We start from the raw sequence: 23,390 nt of genomic DNA, 5'->3' as shown, positions 1-23,390 counted from the left end.
TTTTTTCGCATAATTTTAAGAATTTATAACTTTAATAGTGTTATTTTAGCAAAAAAGTCCCTTAGAGCAAATGCCAAAGATATTAGTTATAGAAGATGATATTTCGTTTTGTAAATTATTAGAAAAATTTCTGATAAAAAACCAATACGAAGTAACGGTCGCTTTTTCCGCTTCAGAAGCCAGAGCAGCAGTTAAAAACGAATCTTTTGATTTGATTTTGACCGATTTGCGTCTGCCTGATTCGGACGGGATTGGACTAATGTCCGAATTTAAAAATACTTATCCTGATATTCCCGTTATTTTGATGACAGGATATTCAGATGTAAATACTGCAGTAAAAGCCATTAAAAATGGTGCGGCCGATTATATTTCAAAACCTTTCAATCCTGATGAGGTTTTACTGGTGATTACCAATGCGCTGAAATCTCCCAAAATTGAAGAAGAAACAGCAGCTCCCGTTAAACAGAAAAAAGTCGTTAAAAAAAATGCATCTGCAGAAAATGAATTTGTAAAAGGAATTTCGGTTGCTTCTAAAAAACTGCTGGATCACATTCAGCTCGTGAGCCCTACCGATATGTCGGTTTTGATTATCGGTGAAAGCGGGACCGGGAAAGAAATTATAGCCAAGAGCATTCACCAGCAGAGCCAGAGAAAAAATAATAACTTTATTGCAGTAGACTGCGGTGCAATTCCAAAAGAACTGGCTGCCAGTGAATTTTTTGGTCACTTAAAAGGATCTTTTACCGGTGCGATCAGCGATAAAATGGGCTATTTTGAAGCGGCAAACGGAGGAACCCTTTTTCTGGATGAAATAGGAAATCTGTCTTACGAAAATCAGATTCAGCTTTTACGTGCACTTCAGGAAAGAAAAATTAAACCGGTTGGAAGCAATAAAGAAATAAACGTTGATATCCGCATTATTACTGCTACCAATGAAGATTTACGCGAGGCAGTAAAAAACGGCGATTTCAGGGAAGATTTATACCATAGAATCAATGAATTTTCGATTCAGTCTCCATCATTAAAAGACCGTGACGAAGATTTGATGGTTTTTGCCGATTATTTCCTCGAAAAAGCCAATCAGCAGCTTAATAAAGAAGTTATCGGATTTTCGCCGGAAGTAGTTTCTATTTTTCAGAATTACAGCTGGCCGGGAAATTTACGTGAACTGCAGAACTGTGTAAAACGCGCCACCCTTTTAACTCAGGGCGATTTTATCGAAAGCGATGTACTGCCGGTTGAATTTTTCCAGGTACAGAAACAGCAGCAAAACTCCGCAGGCAGTTTCTCATTGTCTGATAATGAAAAAGAAGCTATTATTCATGCTCTAAACAGAACGCAGAATAATAAATCAGAAGCGGCTAAGCTTTTAAAAATTACCAGAAAAACGCTTTACAATAAATTAAAGCAATACAATATCGACTAAACGATTTCCTGTTCTAAGACGGCGAAAAGCCTGGTGGTTTTGGCTTTTAAAGCATCGTAAGTATCTTTCAGATCCGAAATTTCAAGATTGGTTTGCTCCAGTGTTTTTAATAAGGTGCCAATATCACGTGCTTCAATTTGTCTGAACATAGGGGCAATACGATGGGCAATCGAATTAATCTCAGGAATATTGGCTTCTGCTATGGCATTTTCCAGAAGGATAAAATTTTCATTACTGCTTACAACAAAGGCTTTTAGTACATCATTTAAAGCACTGCTGTCATTTCCTAAAAATTCTTTCAGGGTTTCTAAAGAGTACAGTTGTGTCGATGAAACTTCTTCCTCATTATTAATGTCCGTCTGCGGAAGTGCGTCGTGATCCAGTATGTGCTGAATCGTTTCCAGTAGTATTTTTGGCGAATACGGTTTTTTGACTACGGTCGTAAAACCGGCTTCAGTGTAAACAGAAGCATCCAGATCAGTTCTTCCGGTCAGGGCTATAACAGGCTGGCTCTTGTAAATGCCTTTTTCAGAACTTTTCAGTTCTTTTAAAAACAGAAAACCATCCATTTCCGGCATCTGAATATCAGTAATCACAAAATCAAAATCGGTATTTTTAATGGTTTCCAGCGCGTTTGGTGCACTGGTAAAGGATAAAACCTGATGTCCTTCCTGCTTTAATACTCCGCTGGTCAGATTCAGAAGATTAATATCATCATCAATAACAATGAAAGTCTGCTTTTGGGTATTACGAGCTATATTTCTTTTGATCTCTTCAACGGTAATTTCGCTGTGGTCAAAAACCAGGGGAATTTTGATTTCGAAAGTACTGCCTTTTCCAAACGTACTTTCGAGATTTATTCTTCCTCCCATAAAAGAGATTATTTTCTGACAGATGGCAAGTCCTAAACCTGTTCCTCCATATTTCTTTTCAATGTTTTCATTGGCCTGAGTAAATTCTTCAAAAACCAGTTTCTGATTCCCTTTTTCAATTCCAATTCCGGTATCTTCAATCGTAATAACAAAGAAGTTTTCATTTTCGGTAACATAAGAACTGATTTTAATATGGCCTTCTTCGGTAAATTTATAGGCATTCCCGATAATATTGGTCAGGATTTGTTTCAGTCGGAACGGATCGCCCACTACTCTTGTACGGAGTTTTTCGTCGACATTAATAATCAGCTCAATATTTTTCTTTTTGTAAACTGTCTGGATGTTTCTGGCAGTATCTTCAATAACTTCAGGAAGAAAAAACGGTACTTTTTCTATCGATACTTTTCCAGCCTCAATTCGGGAAAAATCGAGTAAATCCTGAACCAGCTGGCTGATGTATTCGGAGGAATTTTTAATATTTTTTACAAAATAAGACTGCTTGGTTGTAATATCTGAATTTCCTAAAAGTTCCGAATATCCTACAATCGTACTCAAAGGCGTTTTTAAGTCATGGCTTACCGTCGAGATCAATTGTTCACGGCTCTTTAATAAATTCTTGGTCTTGAAATTCGCAATCTCCAGCTGTTTTTTATAGAGCTGTGATTTCGAATAATCGCTTACAATGAGAATCGAGAAAAAGATCGTAAGGATCAGACCAATAATGGCCGAAGCGGTCACAATCTCATTGACTCTTTTAAGTGATTTTTCTTTTAAGGAATTGTTTTTGATCGAATTAATAATGATTTCCCTCTCAATAATACGGAGCACTTTTCGAAGCTGGTCTGAAATTGCAATTTCATTTTTAAGCAGTTTGTTCTCTTCAAAATTCAGCGTTTCCTTTTTCTTCTCGGCCTTCATTTTTACGTTGCTGAGCAGTTTTTTAGAATTGGCCAAAATAGAATCAGAAGCTTTTTTACTAAGAGTATTGGTACTATCGTCGGGAATATTCTGATTGAGGTAATCTACGTATTTCTGCAGGACATTACGCTGGTAACTTCCAAGTTCGTTGGGATTTTTGGTAAAATCCTGAAGTTCCAGTTTTCGGAGGTTAAACTCCATTTTGGTAATTTCGTCGATAGCATTATTAACCGAAACCTCGTCTTCGGCTTTGTTTTTTATGGTTTTTAATTGTCGGATATTTTCTGTTTTTTCAGACAATAAAAAAGTAACACTGTCCAGCAGTGCTTTTTGATATTCGGTAGTAACTATTTGTTTTAAAGTATCAAGCCTTGCTTTTAAAGAGTCAGTTTCGATTAAGTAGCTTTTAAAATCCTGTTCAGAATTTGTCTGAATGGTCTGTCTGGCCAGACTTTCGGTTTTATAAACATTAGAAAATAATTTACTTACCCGGAGTATTTTCGTTTTTTCCTGAGCAATTTTATCTTCGAGTTTATTGTAAACTACATTTTCGGAATACAGGAACCATCCCACGGTAACGACCAAAGCAAGCAGTGCAACATAGCTGAATAATACTTTGAGTGCTGTGTAACTTTTTTTGCTTTCCATAAATTAATCCGGGGGTGATGAAGGTTTGTACTGGTTGGAATCCCCCGCAATTTATTTAAAATTTCGATTTAAGAAAAGTAAAAGCAAATCAATTATTTACATAATTCAAACGTCCTAAAAATAAAATAACCGCAGATTATGTAAATAATACTGCGGTTATTTTTATTTGAGTTTAAAATTTAAAGCGTTTCATTTAACCATTTAAAGAATTCTCCCTGCCAAACCTGTGCATTTTGAGGATGTAAAACCCAGTGGTTTTCGTCCGGGAAATACACAAAACGGCTTTTGATTCCTCTTAACTGCGCCGCCTGAAAAGCTTCCTGCCCTTGTCCTATTGGTACACGGAAATCTTTTCCTCCCTGAAAAATCAAAATGGGTCTGTTCCAGTTTTGCACCAGAGTTGCCGGATTAAAAGTAGTATAGGCTTTTTGTGCCACAGTATTGTCTTTTTCCCAATAAGGTCCGCCAAAATCCCAGTTGTTAAAGAAAACTTCTTCTGTAGTTCCTAACATACTTACGGTATTGAAAACTCCGTCATGAGCAATAAAAGTTTTAAAACGGTTTTTGTGAATTCCGGCCAGATAGAACACAGAGTATCCTCCGTAACTTGCGCCGACACATCCTAAACGGCTTTTATCAACATAGCTTTCTTTAGCAACATCATCAATAGCCGAAAGATAATCGTCCATTACCTGTCCGCCCCAGTCTTTACTAATCTGCTCATTCCATTCTACACCATGTCCCGGCATTCCGCGGCGATTTGGTGCTACCACCACGTATCCTTTGGCAGCCATTAATGAAAAATTCCAACGGAAAGAATAGGACTGTGTCAGCGGGCTTTGAGGACCTCCCTGACAGAATAATAAAGTTGGGTATTTTTTTGAAGCATCAAAATTTGGAGGTAAAATTACCCAAACCAGCATTTTTTTACCGTCGGTGGTAGTAACATAACGTTTTTCAGTTTTACTTAAGGCTAAAGTTTTATAAACATCGGTATTTACATTAGAAAGCTGTTTCCAGGTGTTTTTCTTTACGTTAAAAGAAAAAATTTCAGCAGCATGATTCATATCCGTTCGGGTAACAATAATATCATCACCAGAAAAACCAACAATATCATTTACATCAAAATCCCCGTTTGTAATTTGACGAACATTAATCGCAATTTTGGTTAAACCCGGGAAATTAACGGTAAAAAGCTGTTTGGTACCATCAACCGGAGCGGTAAAAAACACCGTTTTTCCGTCTTTACTCCATAAGAAATTGTCTACTGTTCCATCCCAGTTTGCCGTCAGGTTTGTTTTGATGCCTTTAAATTCAACTATAATATCGTTTTTGTCAGATTCATAACCGTCACGTTTCATTTGAAGCCAGGATAAATTTCCGGTTGGAGAAAACTGTGGAGCAGTATCGTAACCTAAATTGTCTTCGGTTTTATTTGTTGTTTGCTGAGTCTCTAAATTGTACTCATAAATATTAGTGTTGGTAGAGATGGCGTAAGCTGTTCCTGCTTTTTTCTTGCACACATAAAAAATACTTTTGCTGTCTGGAGACCAGATATAATCTTCATCGCCGCCAAAAGGTTTTTGCGGAGAATCAAAAGTTTCACCTTTTAAGATATCAATTCCTTTTGCACCGTCTTTGTTTTCTTTATAAAAAACATGGTTGTACTTTCCTTCGTTCCAGGTATCCCAATGACGGTAGTCCAGACCATCGTAAATCTGAGCATCAGACTTTGTCAGGTTTGGATAAAAATCTTTGCCTAAAACTTTTTCGATTTTTACTTCGTCATTATATACCAGATATTTTCCGTCAGGAGAAATATTTTTATCGGCCAGAATTTCTTTTGTGTCTTTAATTTCCACTGCATTTCCGCCATTTACAGGAATGGTATACAATTTAGAATTGGATTTGTTTTCTTCAACAGAAGGTGTCGAAACTTTAAAAACAATATTTTTTGCATCTTTAGAAATGCCAAGAGGTGTTACCCTTCCTAATTTCCATAACAATTCCGGAGACATAACATTCTGCCCGATAGCGTTTAAACTCATCATTATTAAGGTTGTTAATACTACTTTTTTCATAATAAAAATTCTATTTTTTGAAGTGCTAAAAATACAACATTTATCCCGAAGCGTCGGGACCAATTAGTTAAATTCCAAATCCCGGTTATTGTTAAAATTGCAATGAATCAAATTCCAAATTCCAAAAACGATGTCGTTTTCCTTCTTGTAATTTGTAATTTTAGATTTAGAATTTCATTTAGTTTTGTAATTTAACCCAGGATTGGAATTTGGAGTTTTAAGCATTGGAATTTATTTTTCTTAAAAAGAAATTATGGAATTAAGCTATTGGGAATTAAAAAACTGGTTTACGAATGTAGATTATACCATTGTTGGCAGCGGAATTGTTGGTCTTCATACCGCTTTGCGCTTACGCGAAAGATTTCCTGCAGCTAAAATTCTGGTTCTAGAAAGAGGTATGCTGCCTCAGGGGGCCAGTACCAAAAATGCCGGGTTTGCCTGTTTTGGAAGTCTTTCGGAAATTATGGATGATTTAAAAACCCATTCAGAAGAAGAGGTGACGGCACTTATTGAAAAACGCTGGAAAGGGTTACAGCTTCTCCGAAAAAGATTAGGGGATACTGCTATCGATTTTAAACCTCACGGCGGTTATGAATTGTTTTTGAAAGAAGATGAATTTGGATTCAGCGAATGTATTTCGAAAATGCCTTTTATAAACGAAATTCTTAAACCGCTTTTTAAAGCAGAAGTATTCACAAAAGAAACAGATCGTTTCGGGTTTGGAAATATTCAGGATTATTTAATTTTTAACCCGTTTGAGGCACAGATCGATACCGGAAATATGATGCAGGAATTACTGAAACAGGCGGTTTCTGAAAATATCTTAATCCTGAACCAGCAAACGGTTGTTTCGTATACCGATGCCGGAAATCATGCCGAAGTGGTTCTGAATGACTATAGTTTTAAAACCCGTAAATTACTTTTTGCCACCAATGGTTTTGCTGGTTCTTTAACTAGTGGTGCCGTAAGACCGGCAAGGGCACAGGTTTTAATTACAGAGCCCATTCGCAATTTAGATATAAAAGGAACGTTTCATTTAGACCGCGGCTATTATTATTTCCGGAATATTGACGATCGTATTTTATTGGGCGGCGGACGCAATCTGGATTTTGAAGGAGAAACGACAACTGAATTTGGACAGACGAAAATTATTCAAAATAAATTGGAGGATTTACTGAAAAATGTAATTTTACCAAATCAGGATTTTCAGATCGCACACCGATGGAGTGGGATTATGGGAATTGGAAACAGTAAAAATCCTGTTGTGACCCAATTATCTGAAAACGTGTTTTGTGGAGTGCGTTTGGGCGGAATGGGAGTCGCAATAGGCAGTTTAATAGGAACCGAATTAGCAGATTTAATATAATGGCAGTTAAAAAACCAGCACCCAAAAAAGCGCCCGCAGGCAAACCAAAACCAAAAACGTCTTCAAAAAAATCAAACCGTTCTTTTGGAGAAAAGGTAAAATGGTTTTTTATCAAAGCGGCTTTATGGTTTTTTGGAGTTTCGATAGCATCGGTTATATTTTTCAAATACGTACCGGTACCTTTTACACCACTTATGCTGATCAGGGCTATTGAAAATAAAATGGATGGAAAAGAGGTGTATTTTGACCATGACTGGGAACCGATTGAAAAAATTTCAATGAACCTGCAGAAAGCGGTAATCGCCAGCGAAGATGCGACTTTTTTAACGCACAATGGTTTTGACTTTAAAGCACTTCAAAAAGCCTATAAAAGCAACGAACGCGGACGCCGAATCAGGGGCGGAAGTACGATTTCGCAGCAAACAGCCAAAAATGTTTTTTTATGGCAGGGTAAAAGTTATTTCCGTAAAGGGCTTGAAGCCTATTTTACCGTTTTGATCGAATTGATCTGGGGCAAAGAACGTATTATGGAAGTTTACCTGAACAGTATTGAAATGGGAGATGGTGTATACGGAGCTTATGCCGCAACCGAACACTGGTACCGACGTGATGCTTCGAGTTTAACACCCATGCAGGCTGCCGGAATTGCCGCTATTCTTCCAAATCCAAGAAAGTTTAAAGCTACCGGTTCGTCCAGTTATATCAACAGAAGAAAAGAAAGAATTGTCCGCGAAATGCGTTACGTTGGAAAAATCAATTATAAAGGAGATGAGAAAAAGTAAAAAAGCTCTTTTTGCTTTTCTGATATTGACCGTAACGCTGACTTTTGGACAGGGCAAAACAACAGAAATAGGTTTTATTACCGATAACGATTTGTATACATCGTCTAAAAATGACATGTATTATACCAATGGACTGGAGCTTTTTTACCGATTTTTGTCTAAGAACAGCAATGAAAAAATCAATAAAAAAATAACCGAATTCAGAATAGGGCAGTATCTCTACAATCCGAGGTTTATAAATGTAGAAGCGATAGAAATAAACGACCGTCCTTTTGCCGGTTATCTTTTTGCCAAAGCCGGAAAAAGTTTTTTTTATCAAAGTGAATCGGTTTTAAAAACAGATTTTCAGTTGGGGTTTGTGGGGCCTAATTCGCTTGGAGAAGATTTGCAGAAAGGTTTCCATAAAATTATAGGTTATAAAAAAGTATATGGCTGGGAAAACCAGATTCATAATGCTCTGGGAGTGCAGGCACACGTGATGTATTCCAAAAAAATGTTTCCATCTAAACATAACGATTTTGTAGATCTCCATTTTCAGTCAGAAGCCAATCTGGGTACTATTTTTACAGGAGTTTCAACTGGTTTTATGGCCCGTTTTGGGTTCAAAAAACTACTTCCTTTGTATGATTCTAATATGTATGATGCTTCGGTAAGTTCGCAGACGCAGACCAATATCAGGGAATTTTATTTTTATGCCATGCCAGGTGTCAATTATCAGTTTTACGATGCCACGATCGAAGGCAGTATGTTTAACGATACCAGTCCAATTACTTTCGAGCTGGAACCGCTTCGTTTTAATGCAGAGGCGGGTTTAAAGTACCGATATAACAACTTTAATATTTCGTATTCTTTTATTTACCGCGGACGTGAACTGAATGATCCCGGAATTGATACAAATGCAGGCTATTTTTATGGATCGATCCGCATGGGATTTTTACTGCGGTAATTTTTTTGCTGCAAAGACGCCAGGACACAAAGGGCTTTTCTGATTCCTTATCTTTGAACTTTTTTTATTTAGTTGGTACGATACTTTTCCAGGTATTTATAGCCCATTCAAGATCTTCTTTTTCGTCAAAATAAAAAGCGATCTGAATGACTTGTTTGTTAATTATAGAAAAACCGTATAGTACATCATATACTTTGTGCTCGTCCTGTTCCTGTATCAGATATCCCAGTCTTAAAACTTCATTGTCTGAAAACTCAAATTTCTTCAGCGTTTTAGCATCTGTTTCATCTCTGTGATCAACAATTTCACGATGCTCTTCGTAGAGTTCTTTTTTACTGCTTTCGGAATCCCAGATAATCAATCGAATCGATTTGTCGCCTGTAGTATAATAGATTGTATCTTCTTCTTCAGTACTTCTTTCGAAAAGATTATTGATTTCGATTTCCCATTCATCTGTAAGCGGGTCAATTATCATATGATCATCTTCCAGATCAAAATCAGTAACTCTGTACCATTCAGAATGGTCGTTTGCCCTTTCATAAACAGAACCCACTCCTTTCAATAAAATATCCAGAAGCGAGGGATCGATTTCTAAAATAGTCGACGGATTATAAATACCGCTGTTGTCCGGATCATCAAGGTAATCTTCGGATTCGTAACCTGTAAAAATCCTCCAGCCGCTGTCTTCGGGTCTGGTTCTTTTTTCGCGATATAAAAACCGGGGTTTTATTTTTTGATCAACTACCATGTTAGAGACCAGAAGTCCGCCAATTGGTGGAAAGTCCTCAAAATTATTCTCGCTTTTAGCAGTTTTCTTTTTGAAAAATCGGAGCATATTCTATTCGGTTTTGGGTTTTGTGAATGTACTAATTAAAACGTAATGTGATAAGACTGGCGGGAATTTTTTTATCAAATTGTTTTTTTGCTGCAAAGACGCTAAGGCGCAAAGTTTTTGTTTTGTGGAAATTAAATAGTCAAATCAGGTATTAATACCTGATAACCTGTGGTGGTAATATAATACTTTTGAAGAAAAGCGATATTGTTTTAACTAAGTACGGTTTTCCGTAAATGTTTACTTAATTTAATCAAGATATTTGTTTTGATAATTGATGTTTTAAGGCATTGGTTTTTAAAATATTATACTTTTATTTGTTTCATTTGCTTAGTTTTGATCCTGAGAAATTGTCTAACTAACCACTTACAAAAAATGACCACTAACATTCCTAAACAATCCATAAATCAGTTAAAAAAAACACTTGAGAATTTCAAGATTAATGATGCAATTGAATTATGTACAAATGAAGCTCAAACACGTAAATTTTTGATTGAACCTTTCTTTCATCTTCTAAATTATATTTCTAATGATTTAATACCGGAATTTAATGCCGATTTCGGCGAAAGAGTGAGTCAGAAAATTGATTATGCCATTTTGCTCAATAAAAAAGAGACAATTTTAATTGAAGCAAAAAAGTATAACAGCAGACTTAGTGACAAAGAAGCAGGACAGCTTAACGGATATTTTAATAATACGAAAAGTTCCAGAATTGCAGTATTGACTAACGGGATAGAATATAGATTTTACTCAGATATACTATTACCCAATGTTATTGATACAAAACCATTCTTTGTATTTAATCTTACTAATTATTCTGATAAAGATTTAGAGACACTTATCAAATTTGATAAAAGATATGTAGTTATTAATGAAATTATTAAAACGGCACAGGATTGTGTTTTTGTTGAAGATTTTGAGTCTGCTCTGCTAAAAGAATTTATTGCACCGTCAAAAGATTTGTTGAAGATTATTCATCGCAATATGAATTTCAAAACAAAATTTAGTGAAGAAACACAAGGTAAAATGATCAACATGATCAATTCGGTTTTATTAAAATCTTTATATGAAAAAAAAATACTTTCGGAATCTAATTCGAATACTGGAGGAATTGTAACTACCGAAACGGAAATTCAGGCTTATCATACTATCCGAACTTTATTAATACAGAATAAAAAAATACCAAGTCAAAGAATTTTCTTTAAAGATTTTAAAAGCTTTTTTAATATTAGTGTCGATGATAATCTGAAAAAAGTGATTTGTAAATTGGTTTTTACGGATACAAAATTGAAGATTGTAATTGAAAATAATGAGTATTTGTTAGGTAGTGTTGATGATGTTTTAAAATATAAAAATGAACTGATCAACAGAACACTTTTGTTATTGGAATAAAAAATAGAATATGACTGCTGAATTTATTATTGCTTTGATCGGTCTCTTGATTGCTATTGTAACATTTATACAGAGCCAGAAACCTCAGGAGGTGAAGTTTACAGAGCCAAATGAAGAAATGGAAAGTTTGAAAGTTAGTTTTAAAGTAAATCAAAAAATGTCATTAGATATTCAAAATTTATTAGAAATCTATATTGAGAATAAAAACTGTTCGAATGAATTATTTTTTCAAAATTTGACTTTTTCGGACTATCTGCAGTTTCTAAAAAATAATTTTGAACAATGTCTTTCAGATGAGATTTATGAAAAGACTCTTTCTGATAAAATTTATACCAGAGCTATTGTAGAGAATATGTCAAATTCTCTGCAAAATCAATTTCAAAATTTAATGTTGGTTCAAAATTATATTAAGACTCTAAAATAAGGTCTTTAAATAGTTTTAGAACAAAACAAAAAAAGCCATTTCTGTTTCCAGAAATGGCTTTTACTATTATTTAAAACAAAGAAGAATTATTTCCCCTTCATTAATTTTTCCAGATATTCAACTTTATCTTTTTCGGCCTGAACCAGACGTTCGTAAAGTTCTACTACTTTATCAAGAGGATTGAAATTACAAATTGCACCACTGGCAAAATTTCCAAAGTTTCCATGACTATCCGTGAACGTGTTAAAATACGTAATCATATTTTCATCTGAAAAACTTTTTATAGCTTCAGCAGTCACACCAAGTGCTTTTGCTATTTCAAGAAGTTTTGCTTCATCAATAGTTTCACTGTTTTCTATGGCCGAAATAGTTTGCTGGTTTGTTCCTAAAGCTTGTGCCAAAGCTTCCTGCTTCATATCACGAAGTTCACGAATACGGCTTATTTTTCGCCCTATATGATTTGATTTTGTTGTGCTCATAATTCAAAGGTATTTAAAATTTGGTTACAAAACAGCGTTTGGTAAAAAACAGCGCTTTTCAGATAAATTACATTTTTTGCTTATTTTGCAATTGGTCAATGATTTAAATTTAGATATTTTTATCTTCTTCTCATAACGATATGAAAAAACAAGTGAATCGTTACTTACAGAAAGATGAATCTGTATTTTGATAATCTCATCTCCATTTAGGATTCTTTTATTGCCAAATAGCTTTATTGCTGGCCCTTGCCACTTAGCCGGCTTTACAATAAGTGTCTGCTTTATATCTGTTACAGCTGCTGTGTAAAAAATATAATTACGGGATTGATGTTTTTTATACAGGTTGATGTCTGTTTTTTTTTCTTTTTATTAGTTAGAGATATAAAATTTTCTTTGTTCACAGCTTATTGTATTATAGAAAATGTAATAATATGGATTAGTTCAGTTTTGAAAGGACGAATGCCTAGTCCCAAAGATATCGTTCGTCATAGTCAACATTATATTTGTTTAAAAATGCTAAAAGCTCTTTTTGGAATGTCTTTTTTTTATGATGTTCTTCCTGATTTTTAATGTATTTCACCACTATATCTAATTGCGAAGGATTAACAGAAAAAATGCCGTAACCATCCTGCCAGTAAAAGTTTGCATAACGTCTGTCTACTGTTTTTATCCATTTTGATGATTGCTTTTTTACTTCTTCAACCAATTTCATTTGCGTAATTTTTTTGGATAAAAGGCATAGAATATGAACATGGTCATTATACCCTCCTATCTGAATGGGATTGCATTCCAACCCTTTACAAATCCCTCCAAGATATGCCCATAATTTCTCTTTTATATCATCGTCAATAAAAGGGTAGCGTTTTTTTGTGCTGAATACCAGATGCACATATACTTTGTATAATGATTGCGGCATAATTTTCTTTTTATTTGAAGTGAATTGTACAGTATTAATGTATTAGGCTTTCAGCCTATTTTAGATGGCTGCTATGCATAGCTCGCTGCGCTATGGTAATCTCTTTTGGGCTTTCAGCCCATTTTTGGATGGCTGTTTTTGCTCGCTATGCATAGCGCGCTGCACATGGTAGTCTCTTTTGGGCTTTCAGCCTTTTTTTAGATGGCTGCTCTTGGTCGGTATGCATAGCGCTTTGCACTATGGTGATATCTTTTGGGCTTTCAGCCCATTTTTTAAACCTGTTCTTTTTATTTATGCGACAAACAAAATAGCTCTGAAAGAGCTTAAACATTAGAATAGGTGCAACGCACTATATAAAATATACCAATATAAATTAATTCAGCCCTGAAAGGGCGAAAGCCTATTCTCATGCCTATTTTCACCATAAGTTGTACGAAAAAACAAAACTAAAAGCTGAATTATTTAAAAAGAGCTGGCAAAAGTTATAATTGTGCTATAATAAGTTAATACTGAGTGACTAAAACGAACAAAGCCACTTTTCCTTAAGAAGTGGCTTTGTTCATTTTGTAATAAAAAAAAAGAATCAATACGTTTCATAAATTATCTCATCGCTCATTTTAAGTTTTGCATCAAAAGAAACATACAGAAACAATCTTCCGGCAGGAGAATCGCCGGTATCATACCCTATTCTGAATAATTCTTCGTCATCAACAATAATATCCGAAGGTTTTAGAGTTTCGATACTTTCATCCGGATGTTTCTGCTGAATAAATGCTAAAGCTTCCTGATTAAGTTTTGTAAAGTTTTGATACAGTTTTGTAATAATCGGATTTAATTTTTTGACTTCTTTTTTGGTTTTGGCTTCTGTAGTAATATAAAGGTCTGAATCTTCAAATATAAAGTAAGCTGAATAAGTCGAAGCCAAAACATCGTATTTGAAAACCGCAATTCCGTCAATGATATAATCTTCTTCTTTTATAAGATTATTGGCGTAATCTAAAGATTCTAATTTAGGATTGTGGCTGGTATCGAGTTCAGATATTTTATTGTCTGAACAATAGAGTTTTTTAAGTATGGTATTCTGACTAATATCTAAAACCGAAATGTGATTGTAAAAACAGCGTAAATCTTCGAGTTGTTTGTTGTTTTGGAGATCAAGCTGTTTGAGTACATTATTGCTGCATCGCAGGGTTTGTAATGAAATACATCCGCTTAAATCGAGATTCAATAAACCATTCTGACTGCATTCTAAATGTTTGAGATGGAGTTTTTCGCCCAATTCTATTCCAAAAATATGATTGTATGAAAAGTCGAGTTCTTCTAAAAGCAGATTGTTTTCTGTAGAAAGATCAGTCAGTAAGTTCCAATGACAGATAAGTTCTTTTAGAAGGGGATTGTGTTTCAGGTTTAGTTTTTTTAACCGATTAAAACCACAGTTCAAATGCTGCAGTTCTGTATTGGCTGATAAATCGAGCGACAGGATTTCATTCTCATTACAGATTAATTGTTCCAACTGTAAATTAGGGCTCACATCAATAGACTGCAGTTTATTATAAGAGCAGTCCAGACTTTTTAAGGAAATAAAATATTCTAATCCATTCAGATTTTTCAACTTTTGCACACTTAAATCCAGTGAAACAATCTTTTCAATATCACTTGTTTGAAGGGTTGTTTTGTCCTGTGAAAAATTTTCCAGAACATATTGTCTAAAAGCAGAATCGGTAAAAGAATGTGTAATATCCATCATTGTGTTTTTTAATCGAGTTCCATATCTTTTGAGAGTTCATCCCATTTGTCCTTGAGATACTCTTTTATTCCTTCCAATGCTGCGGGATTAATATCATTGGTTGTTTGTACTGTTGGGCTTAAAATTGCTTTAGATTCTTCAAAACAAATATAGACATTAACACCTTTACCTCCCCAAAAAAAAGGATAGACAATCGCTAAATTGCTGCTATTTTCGCTGACATATTCTTCCATACTGATGATAAATGCAAACATGGGAAGCATTTCCAAATAATTTTCGCTAAAAGATATCATTCCCCATTGCCATTCTTGTAAAGTTTCATCATAATCTGAAAAAGCGAAAGCCTCTTTATTGTTAATCCACTCGTTTAGAATTTCTTCATTCGTATCATTGTTATATGAACAAAAGAATTCCTTGGTCAGAGGCATTTTGGAATGCATTTTTCGACTGTCCCACCATTTTAACCAATTGTCATTTAATTCCGGTTTTTTAGGAGCGTTGCTTAAAAATTTTTCAAGCTGAGGTTTGGTGATTTTTACTTTACAGTACAGAGAGCTTAATTCAGACATGATTTTGTAATTATGATTGTTTTCTGCAAACATAGAAGAGACACTCTTTTTTGAAAGCCTCATAAAGTCACAATAATCACAGGAAAAGCCAGAATCGATAAAAAATATGATTTTATGAATGCGAAGGAGAGTCGGGTTTTATTGTGCCTCCGTGTCATTTTTTTATTTTAAACAAGTTAATCCATATCCAGATCTCTGGCGAGTTCATCCCATTTGTTGTTGAGATACTCTTTTATGTTTTGTACTGTTTCAGGATTGATATCATCTGTTGTTTGCACCGTTGGACTTAAAATAGCATTTCCTTTTTCAAAATGAATATAAGCGTGAACACCATTATCTCCCCAGAAAAAAGGAAAAACAATTGCCATATTGCCGCTGCTTTCGCTTATATATTTTTCAAGGCTGATGATAAACGTAAACATGGGCAGCATTTCGATATAGTTCTGGCTGAAAAACATCATTCCCCACTGCCATTCTTCTGTTGTTTCGTCATAATCTGAAAAAGCCATAGCTTGCTGGTACTCCATCCAGCCGTCGAGGACTTCTTTATTATTTTGATCGTTATAAGCACGGAGTAATTCTTTGGTCAGGGGCATTTTGGAATGCATTTTTCTACTGTCCCACCAGTTGAGCCAGTTTGAGTTTAATTCAGGTTGCTCAAGCGGACTGTTTAAAAATGCTTCCAGCTGAGGTTTTGTAATTTTTACTTTGCAGTATAAGGAGCTTAATTCAGACATGATTTAGGATATTTTTTATTTTTTTTGACGAAAGAGAATTAATCTTTGGATTTCCACAACTGCCTGATCGAGGCCAGATGTGCAAAAAGGACGACAGGCACTATAAACGAAGGCAGCCAGATAAAAGGAAAATTCAGAATGGCAGTATTGGGCTGGTCAAAAGCGAATTTTTGAACAGGCGAAGGGGCCGAAAGCACAGCATTGATTACAATATTTAATAAAAGACCAAGACAGATAATGTTCCAGAATAAAATTCCGTTTCGGCTGATCTTGCTTTTTATAAATCCATAGTAAGCTATAAACGGCGCTGTGATTCCGGCGAGGATATCAAAATTGCGTCCTTCAAAAGTCATAAGCTGCGGAATCGTTTTATAAATAAAAAGCCAGAACAGGACAATTTCAACCGGAATCCTGATACTGTGTAGAATAGTTAAATGTTTTAATGGTAAACTATCTGCGAATCGTCTTCCTTTTGGAAAAATAAATAAGAGGATAATAGCAATCACTGCCGGAAAAATACCAAAGAGCATAATGTCTGGCGGAAAAGAATTTGTATTGGAGCTATAGAGGTTCTGAAGTGATAAAACAGCCTGAATAAGCAGCCAGATTATCAAAATCATTGCAATCAGCCCTGTTTTTTTTCGGATTTCCTGAGAGGCTGCGTTCTTAATATTCCAGAGAAAAAGTCCCAATACAACAACTGTTGTAAGAATGAAAACTACGGTTATATACAAAGGTAAATTTTCTATCATGGTATTGTCCTTTCGATTTTATTGACAGATGGTATTTATTTCTGCGGCTCATTTGGAGAGGTTTTAATCCCAGCGGCTTAAATTTCCTTCGGCTCTTTCAAATAATTCCTTCAGAACATTTTCAAGGGATCGTTCCGGAAGACCTGTTTTTAATAACTAATCAGCAGCGATTTTCTCTGATGCCGGAGACGATTCTTTTATTTCGTCATATTCTAGTGCGCAATCGGCGATACGTGTTTTTATTTGTTTCATGTTTATTGTAAAAGATTCTTTTGAAAACAAAATTTTCTGTTTTTTATTTTAATGACGATTGTCGCACTGAAGGTAAATTTCTTCATTTGATTTGTCGATAATTGAAATTCCCGGACAGCCGAAAGATTCATATAAAAAACCAAAAACAACTTCAGGTTTATTCCTGAAAAGTTTTCCCGTCCACTGGTCAACGGCGTCATCTCCGTTTTCATAATTTAGCGGAGAAGGAGAAGTGCCTTCGCCCTGGCTGTATAGTTTTTCGATAATAATTTCTTTTGTTTTGGCATCTGTTACCAAAAGGCGTCTGGCATAAATTATTTTATGATTATCCAGATAATCCTGTAAAAAATACTGATGGCTGCTGGTCTGATAAAAATAAGTATTTCCGGCAATGGTGCCCTTTAACGTATTTTTGTAAGCATTCTTTAAAGATTTCGATGGATATTCTTTTTGGGTGATTTTTTTCCATTTTATAGCCTTTAAAGGTTCGTTGGCAAAAGGATTTTCAGGCCCTGCATAAACAATCGCATCCCGAAAATATTCACTGAATCCTTTTAGATATTTTTTATTGATTTCAAACCCAATCATAAAATCATAAGGATGATACGGCCAGTCTTCTTCTGAAGAATACCCATTGAGCATGGCTGCGGTTTTTAGATTTTTTACAGCAAATGAAGCCAACTTGTTTTTGGCATAATCGTAAACAAAAACAGAGTCAGTTTCGCTGAGATTGGTTTTGGATAAGAATCTTTTTCGGTAGTTTTTATCGAAGGTAAAATACTGTGCCTCGTATTTTCCCATTTTTTCGATATTTGGCAGCACAAGAGTGTCTTTTTCATCGACTGCGGGATAAATGTCCGAAAGGGAAACAAAAGCAACATCGCTGCTGTCTTTTGGCATAATGGTAAACAAATTGATACTTTCTTTTCTTGGTGTTCCTTCGTCGGTTTCCTGAAGAGTATCGTTTTCGACTATTTTATTTTCAGATGCAGACGACGGGGATGTTTTAACAGATGTTTTTTTGTCGCAGGCAGCTAATAGACTTAAAAAAACGGCAGATAATACTAGAGGCTTTATTTTCATTATTCAGTTATAAATTTTAAGTTGCTAATCGTTATGTACGAAAGTACTTTAATTTGTTGAAATTTGAAAATGAAAATTTAAAACCGATAGCTCTGGTTTTTCTCTATAAGAAGAGAGGGGTTTGTTCCTGGCTGATGATGTTGATAATTGTTTTGGCGATGATTTAAGATGTTTGTTTTTAGTATTACTGTAATGTCAGTGCAGATCTGTAGTGTCCAGTTTTTCGATTTCTCTTTTTACTTCTGCAATTAATTGCTGTTCCGTTGGAAGATAGAGCTGATATTTACTGGCGATAATTGTCTTGTTGTTTTCCGGAAGTGTTATTTTTACTATTGCATCATTTTTGTCGGCACACAGCAAAATTCCAATGGTTGGGTTTTCAAAATCCTGTTTTTCGTAGCGGTCAAAATAATTTACATACATCTGCAGCTGACCAATATCCTGATGGGTCAGTTTCTCGGTTTTGATTTCCATTATAACAAAGGCTTGTAATAAACGGTTGTACAGTACCAGATCAACAAAAAAATCATCACCGTCAAGATGTATACGTTTTTGTCTTGCAATAAAAGAAAAGCCATTGCCAATTTCCAGTAAAAATTCCTGAAGATGTGTAATGATGGCACTTTCGAGATCTTTTTCATAGTAGGATGTTTCTCGTTTTAATCCTAAAAATTCAAGAACCATAGGATCTTTAATAATGTCTTTTGCCTCGGCAGGAAGTTTTTCCTGTCTTGCCACATTTAAAACCGATTTTATATCGCTGCTCAGTAAAAGCCGTTCAAACAACTGACTGTTTACCTGTCTTTCCAGTTCTCTTGCTGTCCAGTTGTTTTTCTCCGTTTCGGCAATGTAAAAACTTCTTTTATCTTCGTTGGAAATACTTAGTAGTGTTTTATAATGTGTCCAGCTAAATTGCGTCCGCAGTGCGGACGTATTTGGAAATATTCTGTAAAACTGTCTGTAGCGCTCCAATTGTCTTATCGAAAAGCCACTTCCAAACTGAGGCTGAAGCTCATTTGACAATGACTTTATTAAGAACTCGCCATATGCTGCTCTTTCTTTTCCTGCCTGCTCTTCTTCCAGAATTACTTTGCCTATCTGCCAGTACATTACTACCCGCTCCATATCTACTGATCGGATTGCTCTTTCTCTGGAACCGGCGATAATTGCCTGTATTTGTTGTATAAGTTCTCTTTTTAGTTCCATGATTTTCTTTATTATAAATTTTAAGAAATTCAGAATCCTGTAAAACTATCTTAAGTGGTTCACAATTCTATACCGTAATAGGATTTAATTGTATTAGTATAAGTCTTAGTCTGAAAAGGTACTGTCAGCTGTTGTTGTGGTATGTTTGAATAGTTTCAAAAGAGAGATTAGTGGTTGTTTAATTTTTGTGGGTTTTTACTGCCGGGAATATGTTCCCTTGAAACAATTGATTGTATAACAGACAAAGCCATTCGATCGAATGACTTTGTTGTAATTGATGTAATCAGCGTTTAATTTTGGACTTTTTTATATTGGGTTGTATAAATTGGTTTTTTGGTGTTCAAAAAATTATCTGTGAAATTGAATCCTTCATTACACTTATAAATGAGTTTGTTATTTTTTACATCAATTTCACAATAACAGCCATGATGATCATCGTTTTCGGCCGGTAATATTAATTTACTGCCTTTTGTAAAGGCTTTGTAGGCATCGATATTTTTTTGTTTGTTGAGTGTACCTGACCAGGTATTTACCGTGGCGTAGTCATATCCTTTTTCAAAGAAAAAAGTCACGTATCTTTTCTCACTGCTGCTGTATCATGTTCTGCTGAACTTTTTTGTTAGTTCTTTTAAATTTCCGGATGCTTGTGCATTTGTATGATTGTATGTAAAGAGGCTTAACAGGATAATGAGAAAAGACAAAAATGCTTTTTGAATTTTATTAAAGAAGCTCATCCGATTTATTATAAATGGTTAATACAGTTCTATTCCTAATTTATGACAGTTTTTTTTATCCTGAATGGTCAATATACAAATACCAAAGACCGTTTATTTTTCGCATGATTCCGGAGAATTGGCCAGAGCTGTTTTTCCCGTTGGGAGCTTCGACATTAAATTGGGCACTTACAAAGGCATCTGTGCGTGAAAGCGGCTCGACAACAAAATTGGTCATGGTTAATTTGCCCATTCTTTCCTTGGGCCAGTATTTTTTGAAAAAAGCCGAAATATTCTCTTTTCCGTATACAACGCCGCCACTGTAAATCATTCTAACGTTATCTACCGGAGCGTAAAAGTTTAGGTAGCCATCGAGATCGCCATTGTTCCAGCAGGTTTGCTGTGCTTTTAAACGTTCGAGTACCTGACTGGTAATTTTATCCTGACAACTGCCTTTAAAGGAAATCATGATCAGGAATCCAATACAAAAGAATTTTAAGTAACGCATATCGATAATTTTAATTTTGAATGACTAAAATTATAGAAGACAGCAGTATAAAACAGCTGAAAAAAGCTATAAATGTATTAGGATAAGCCTTTTAATTAACTGATTATGTTGAGAAGGTGTTTCCCTATTGTGAAAGTACGATGAAAAAGTAAGCCAGTGACGCAATTAAAATTACAAGTCCGATACTTAGAAGTACATCATCTTCTATTGCATTGGTATTCTTTTTGGGCAGATAGAAATGATGGACGAGTAATCCTACTTCATAACAAAAAACATAACATATTATCGTCAGCGATCCGTAGAGTTTTGCTAAGCCGCTTCCGCTAAAGGCTCCTTCGTTGGCAAACCACGCTATAATAATCAATAACGGAATAATAAGTAACACGGATTTTATTATAAGCGTACTGCCTTTTTTAAATAGTACTATAATCAATATGGTTATAGGGATTAGCAGCCAGCCTAATAGTGTCATGGTTTATTTAGTTTTACGGTTTTTAGAAATAAAATTTAAGATCAAGATAGTAATAACAGCTGTAATAAAAACAGGCAGTAGGGAATAATGCATCGTATAAGTCAGTTCTTCGTTTAAAGTATAAGTACTCCATGAAGATTCTCTGTCTGTAAAAATGCTGTAATTCCAAAACAGCCATGTTAAAAATAAGAATAACAATTGAATACTGACTTCTAAATATTTGTTTTTGATAAAAGAAATCAGAAAAAAAACAAAAGTTAAAAAGATACCGTTTAAAGCTGACATCAGAATAAGATCTTCTGTAAACGAACAGTCAGGACAGCCGCTTGATATTTTTTCTGAAAATTCGCCCATTGACCAGTAAACTTCTAAGAATGTCCCTGAAAAGAGAAGCAGAACAATGATGAGGTGTTTTGTTAAAAAACGAAGTGTTTTACTTAAATAAGATTGCTTCATGTTGATACAGAATGCTATTTATCGGTTTTTTCATTCTCAATATAATTTTTAACTATTTCTAAGAATTCCTCTTTGGTTAAATAACGTTTAAGAAATTCTTCGAGACTTCCTTCATTCTCAATTTCACTGAAAAATACTTCATGATCGGTCGAATAAACTGTTGGGTTTTCGGGATCAGGATCTGTCAGACAGATAAAAAACTGATCCGGATATCCGTATGAATAGCAAATACAAATGAAATCTAAATCTATGCCTTCCACTACCTCTCTGACTTCAGCTTCATCGATTAATCCGACAAATTCTTCAAAATCTTTTGTGCCTTTTTTAAAAGGGGTAAAAAGAAAGTTTCTGTAAAAATCCTGTCCGTAAGGAAGTTCATGATCAGAGAAAAAATGATTTAGTAATTGGTCATAAAATTCTTTTCTGTTTTCCTGATACAATTCACGGTTATTGGCATAAAATTCATCGGCTCCATATAACTCGTCTTCATAATAATCGGTATATAATGGGTGACTGAATTCGATTGATTGTAAATCTTCCTGTAATGAATTACCTTTTACTTTGTCGATGTTTCCGCCAATTTGCTGGATTCGATCTAATATTTCTTTTTTCATTTTTTAGTATTTAAGTAGTTTTAACTTCCACAGGCGATGTAAAAGGCTGGTAATCCGCTTTTAATAAAAATTCCAAATTATTGTAAAATCAATTTAGTTTTTATTGATCAACAGTAAACAAAACATATCTTTTTTCTTCTGCTGCTTTTTTCCAAAATTCCAGCGAATCCTGAAACCACGTCCAGGTATATTCAAAGTCTTCTTCTGATAATTCAAAACCGTAATCATTACTATCAATTGCAAAATAGTTTTTACGCAGTTCTTCCTCAGTAACCAGAACAACTGCTTTCGCAATTTCGACAGCCTGTTCCGGGGTTTTTAATGACATAATATAGTCGTCTTCCTGATAAATCAGTTCTCCGCCCAGGATAACATTACTCAGTGGAAAAGTACCGTTGGTCCATTCCATTTTTCCATCGGTAAGGCTTCTGTGAAGTGCATCCCATGATTTATCCAGTTCGGCAAACCGTTCGGGATCATTAGTCATTATTTCTTCTTCAATATCTTCCTGTAAAAAATCCAGTCGGTCTTCATCGGATTCAAAAGATTTAAGTTTTGAAACCGTTTTTTCATCAAGCGAGAACAATACACCCAGACATGCCATACAAAATGATTTATTAAAATTAGTAAGTAAGGTTTACGCAAAAATATAAAACCTTTTTAAAGAAATATCTTTCAAAACAGGTAATTGTACAGAATTGGTCTGTAATTGCAATCTTAACCTTTTGATAATATGGTGCATAGCATAAATTTTTATTTTTATTCAAAATTAAAACTATGGAAATTAACTGGATTGTAATAGGAGTTGTGGCTTTACTGGTTATTCTTTTAGTTGTTATAACTATTAGAAAAAATCAGAAAGAGAAAAAGAAACTAACCGACCTGCTGAATAATGATTTCAAAAAAGCAGAAAAAGTCGATGTTGATGCCGATGATTCGGCAAATGAAAAATAAGAGAGGAGAGGTATTCCGAATAAGATTTCCTGCTTCAGAAAAAAAAACCGTATTACACAATTGTAATACGGTTTTTTTGTGGAGAATACCGGATTCGAACCGGTCACCCCTTGCCTGCCAGGCAAGTACTCTAGCCAAATGAGCTAATCCCCCAAAACTTTCAGCAAATTAAATCAAATATTTTTCAAAAAACAAATTTAGTCGCGTATCTGATAAAATATTTTTCAAAACTGTAACTTTACAGT

General features: G+C 34.8%; 25 protein-coding genes and 1 tRNA gene. 7 read left to right on the top strand and 19 right to left on the bottom strand.

From position 1 onward, the window contains the following. The first annotated feature begins 70 nt into the window (after window positions 1–70). A complete protein-coding gene (locus ACODST_RS09520) occupies window positions 71–1,426 on the top strand; it encodes a sigma-54-dependent transcriptional regulator (RefSeq protein ID WP_488931880.1) in 1,356 nt (451 codons plus the stop codon). Here the strand turns inward: ACODST_RS09520 and ACODST_RS09515 are convergent. Together ACODST_RS09515 and ACODST_RS09510 are read right to left on the bottom strand one after the other, a co-directional pair. Further along, the gene (locus ACODST_RS09515; RefSeq protein WP_488931879.1) at window positions 1,423–3,864 is read right to left on the bottom strand and encodes an ATP-binding response regulator; all 2,442 of its coding nucleotides are present in this window, start codon (window positions 3,862–3,864) and stop codon (window positions 1,423–1,425) included. The genes ACODST_RS09520 and ACODST_RS09515 overlap by 4 nt on opposite strands. Before the next feature lie 179 nt (window positions 3,865–4,043). Then, window positions 4,044–5,945 carry a S9 family peptidase gene (locus ACODST_RS09510; RefSeq protein WP_488931878.1) on the bottom strand — a complete coding sequence of 634 codons (1,902 nt, stop codon included), beginning with the start codon at window positions 5,943–5,945 and terminating at the stop codon, window positions 4,044–4,046. Between the two features lie 253 nt (window positions 5,946–6,198). On the opposite strand from ACODST_RS09510, the gene ACODST_RS09505 reads away from it, so the two are divergent. Genes ACODST_RS09505 through ACODST_RS09495 form a run of 3 tightly spaced genes read left to right on the top strand, consistent with a single transcriptional unit; the run spans window position 6,199 to window position 9,039 of the window. Beyond that, complete coding sequence (locus tag ACODST_RS09505; protein WP_488931877.1) at window positions 6,199–7,311, top strand: NAD(P)/FAD-dependent oxidoreductase; 1,113 nt, start codon at window positions 6,199–6,201, stop codon at window positions 7,309–7,311. Next, complete coding sequence (gene mtgA, locus ACODST_RS09500) at window positions 7,311–8,093, top strand: monofunctional biosynthetic peptidoglycan transglycosylase (protein ID WP_488931876.1); 783 nt, start codon at window positions 7,311–7,313, stop codon at window positions 8,091–8,093. Before ACODST_RS09505 ends, mtgA begins: the two co-directional genes overlap by 1 nt. Continuing rightward, window positions 8,080–9,039, top strand: a complete 960-nt coding sequence (locus tag ACODST_RS09495) for a lipid A deacylase LpxR family protein (protein WP_488931875.1) — start codon at window positions 8,080–8,082, stop codon at window positions 9,037–9,039. Before mtgA ends, ACODST_RS09495 begins: the two co-directional genes overlap by 14 nt. A 64-nt stretch (window positions 9,040–9,103) precedes the next feature. On the opposite strand, the gene ACODST_RS09490 is transcribed toward ACODST_RS09495, so the two are convergent. Further along, window positions 9,104–9,874: a DUF2185 domain-containing protein gene (locus tag ACODST_RS09490; RefSeq protein WP_488931874.1), complete on the bottom strand. Its 771-nt coding sequence runs from the start codon at window positions 9,872–9,874 to the stop codon at window positions 9,104–9,106. A gap of 372 nt (window positions 9,875–10,246) precedes the next feature. Here ACODST_RS09490 and ACODST_RS09485 point away from each other — a divergent pair, with 372 nt between their 5' ends. Beyond that, the gene (locus ACODST_RS09485) at window positions 10,247–11,263 is read left to right on the top strand and encodes a type I restriction enzyme HsdR N-terminal domain-containing protein (protein ID WP_488931873.1); all 1,017 of its coding nucleotides are present in this window, start codon (window positions 10,247–10,249) and stop codon (window positions 11,261–11,263) included. Between the two features lie 10 nt (window positions 11,264–11,273). Further along, the gene (locus ACODST_RS09480; protein WP_488931872.1) at window positions 11,274–11,687 is read left to right on the top strand and encodes a hypothetical protein; all 414 of its coding nucleotides are present in this window, start codon (window positions 11,274–11,276) and stop codon (window positions 11,685–11,687) included. An 86-nt stretch (window positions 11,688–11,773) separates the two neighbouring features. On the opposite strand, the gene ACODST_RS09475 is transcribed toward ACODST_RS09480, so the two are convergent. The 15 genes from ACODST_RS09475 to ACODST_RS09405 form a co-directional block, all read right to left on the bottom strand. Next, window positions 11,774–12,166, bottom strand: coding sequence for a helix-turn-helix domain-containing protein (locus ACODST_RS09475; RefSeq protein WP_488931871.1), 393 nt, complete (start codon window positions 12,164–12,166; stop codon window positions 11,774–11,776). Window positions 12,167–12,629: 463 nt separating this feature from the next. Next, the gene (gene tnpA, locus ACODST_RS09470; protein WP_488931870.1) at window positions 12,630–13,082 is read right to left on the bottom strand and encodes an IS200/IS605 family transposase; all 453 of its coding nucleotides are present in this window, start codon (window positions 13,080–13,082) and stop codon (window positions 12,630–12,632) included. Window positions 13,083–13,665: 583 nt separating this feature from the next. Continuing rightward, the gene (locus ACODST_RS09465) at window positions 13,666–14,829 is read right to left on the bottom strand and encodes a leucine-rich repeat domain-containing protein (RefSeq protein WP_488931869.1); all 1,164 of its coding nucleotides are present in this window, start codon (window positions 14,827–14,829) and stop codon (window positions 13,666–13,668) included. Window positions 14,830–14,837: 8 nt separating this feature from the next. Further along, window positions 14,838–15,431, bottom strand: coding sequence for a hypothetical protein (locus ACODST_RS09460; protein WP_488931868.1), 594 nt, complete (start codon window positions 15,429–15,431; stop codon window positions 14,838–14,840). Between the two features lie 143 nt (window positions 15,432–15,574). Next, window positions 15,575–16,135: a hypothetical protein gene (locus tag ACODST_RS09455; protein WP_488931867.1), complete on the bottom strand. Its 561-nt coding sequence runs from the start codon at window positions 16,133–16,135 to the stop codon at window positions 15,575–15,577. Window positions 16,136–16,173: 38 nt separating this feature from the next. Next, window positions 16,174–16,887, bottom strand: a complete 714-nt coding sequence (locus ACODST_RS09450; protein WP_488931866.1) for a hypothetical protein — start codon at window positions 16,885–16,887, stop codon at window positions 16,174–16,176. A gap of 156 nt (window positions 16,888–17,043) precedes the next feature. After that, a complete protein-coding gene (locus ACODST_RS09445; protein WP_488931865.1) occupies window positions 17,044–17,169 on the bottom strand; it encodes a hypothetical protein in 126 nt (41 codons plus the stop codon). A gap of 18 nt (window positions 17,170–17,187) precedes the next feature. Then, window positions 17,188–18,222: an oxidoreductase gene (locus tag ACODST_RS09440; RefSeq protein ID WP_488931864.1), complete on the bottom strand. Its 1,035-nt coding sequence runs from the start codon at window positions 18,220–18,222 to the stop codon at window positions 17,188–17,190. A gap of 195 nt (window positions 18,223–18,417) precedes the next feature. Continuing rightward, the gene (locus ACODST_RS09435) at window positions 18,418–19,428 is read right to left on the bottom strand and encodes a PDDEXK nuclease domain-containing protein (protein WP_488931863.1); all 1,011 of its coding nucleotides are present in this window, start codon (window positions 19,426–19,428) and stop codon (window positions 18,418–18,420) included. A gap of 290 nt (window positions 19,429–19,718) precedes the next feature. Continuing rightward, entirely contained in the window at window positions 19,719–20,000 is a 282-nt protein-coding gene (locus ACODST_RS09430; RefSeq protein ID WP_488931862.1) for a hypothetical protein, read from the bottom strand. Between the two features lie 217 nt (window positions 20,001–20,217). Continuing rightward, window positions 20,218–20,649 carry a YybH family protein gene (locus ACODST_RS09425; RefSeq protein WP_488931861.1) on the bottom strand — a complete coding sequence of 144 codons (432 nt, stop codon included), beginning with the start codon at window positions 20,647–20,649 and terminating at the stop codon, window positions 20,218–20,220. A 124-nt stretch (window positions 20,650–20,773) separates the two neighbouring features. Next, the gene (locus ACODST_RS09420) at window positions 20,774–21,121 is read right to left on the bottom strand and encodes a hypothetical protein (protein ID WP_488931860.1); all 348 of its coding nucleotides are present in this window, start codon (window positions 21,119–21,121) and stop codon (window positions 20,774–20,776) included. A 3-nt stretch (window positions 21,122–21,124) separates the two neighbouring features. Further along, complete coding sequence (locus tag ACODST_RS09415) at window positions 21,125–21,577, bottom strand: hypothetical protein (protein WP_488931859.1); 453 nt, start codon at window positions 21,575–21,577, stop codon at window positions 21,125–21,127. A gap of 14 nt (window positions 21,578–21,591) precedes the next feature. Beyond that, the gene (locus ACODST_RS09410) at window positions 21,592–22,191 is read right to left on the bottom strand and encodes a hypothetical protein (RefSeq protein ID WP_488931858.1); all 600 of its coding nucleotides are present in this window, start codon (window positions 22,189–22,191) and stop codon (window positions 21,592–21,594) included. Window positions 22,192–22,291: 100 nt separating this feature from the next. Then, on the bottom strand, window positions 22,292–22,795 hold the full coding sequence (locus tag ACODST_RS09405) for a YfbM family protein (protein WP_488931857.1): 504 nt from the start codon (window positions 22,793–22,795) through the stop codon (window positions 22,292–22,294). Window positions 22,796–22,968: 173 nt separating this feature from the next. Here ACODST_RS09405 and ACODST_RS09400 point away from each other — a divergent pair, with 173 nt between their 5' ends. Then, complete coding sequence (locus tag ACODST_RS09400; RefSeq protein WP_488931856.1) at window positions 22,969–23,145, top strand: hypothetical protein; 177 nt, start codon at window positions 22,969–22,971, stop codon at window positions 23,143–23,145. Between the two features lie 79 nt (window positions 23,146–23,224). Here ACODST_RS09400 and ACODST_RS09395 read toward each other — a convergent pair. Then, window positions 23,225–23,298, bottom strand: a tRNA-Ala gene (locus ACODST_RS09395). Between the last annotated feature and the right edge of the window lie 92 nt (window positions 23,299–23,390).

Source organism: Flavobacterium sp. FG19 (assembly GCF_057809475.1).
This window is presented reverse-complemented; position numbering and strand designations above follow the sequence as displayed.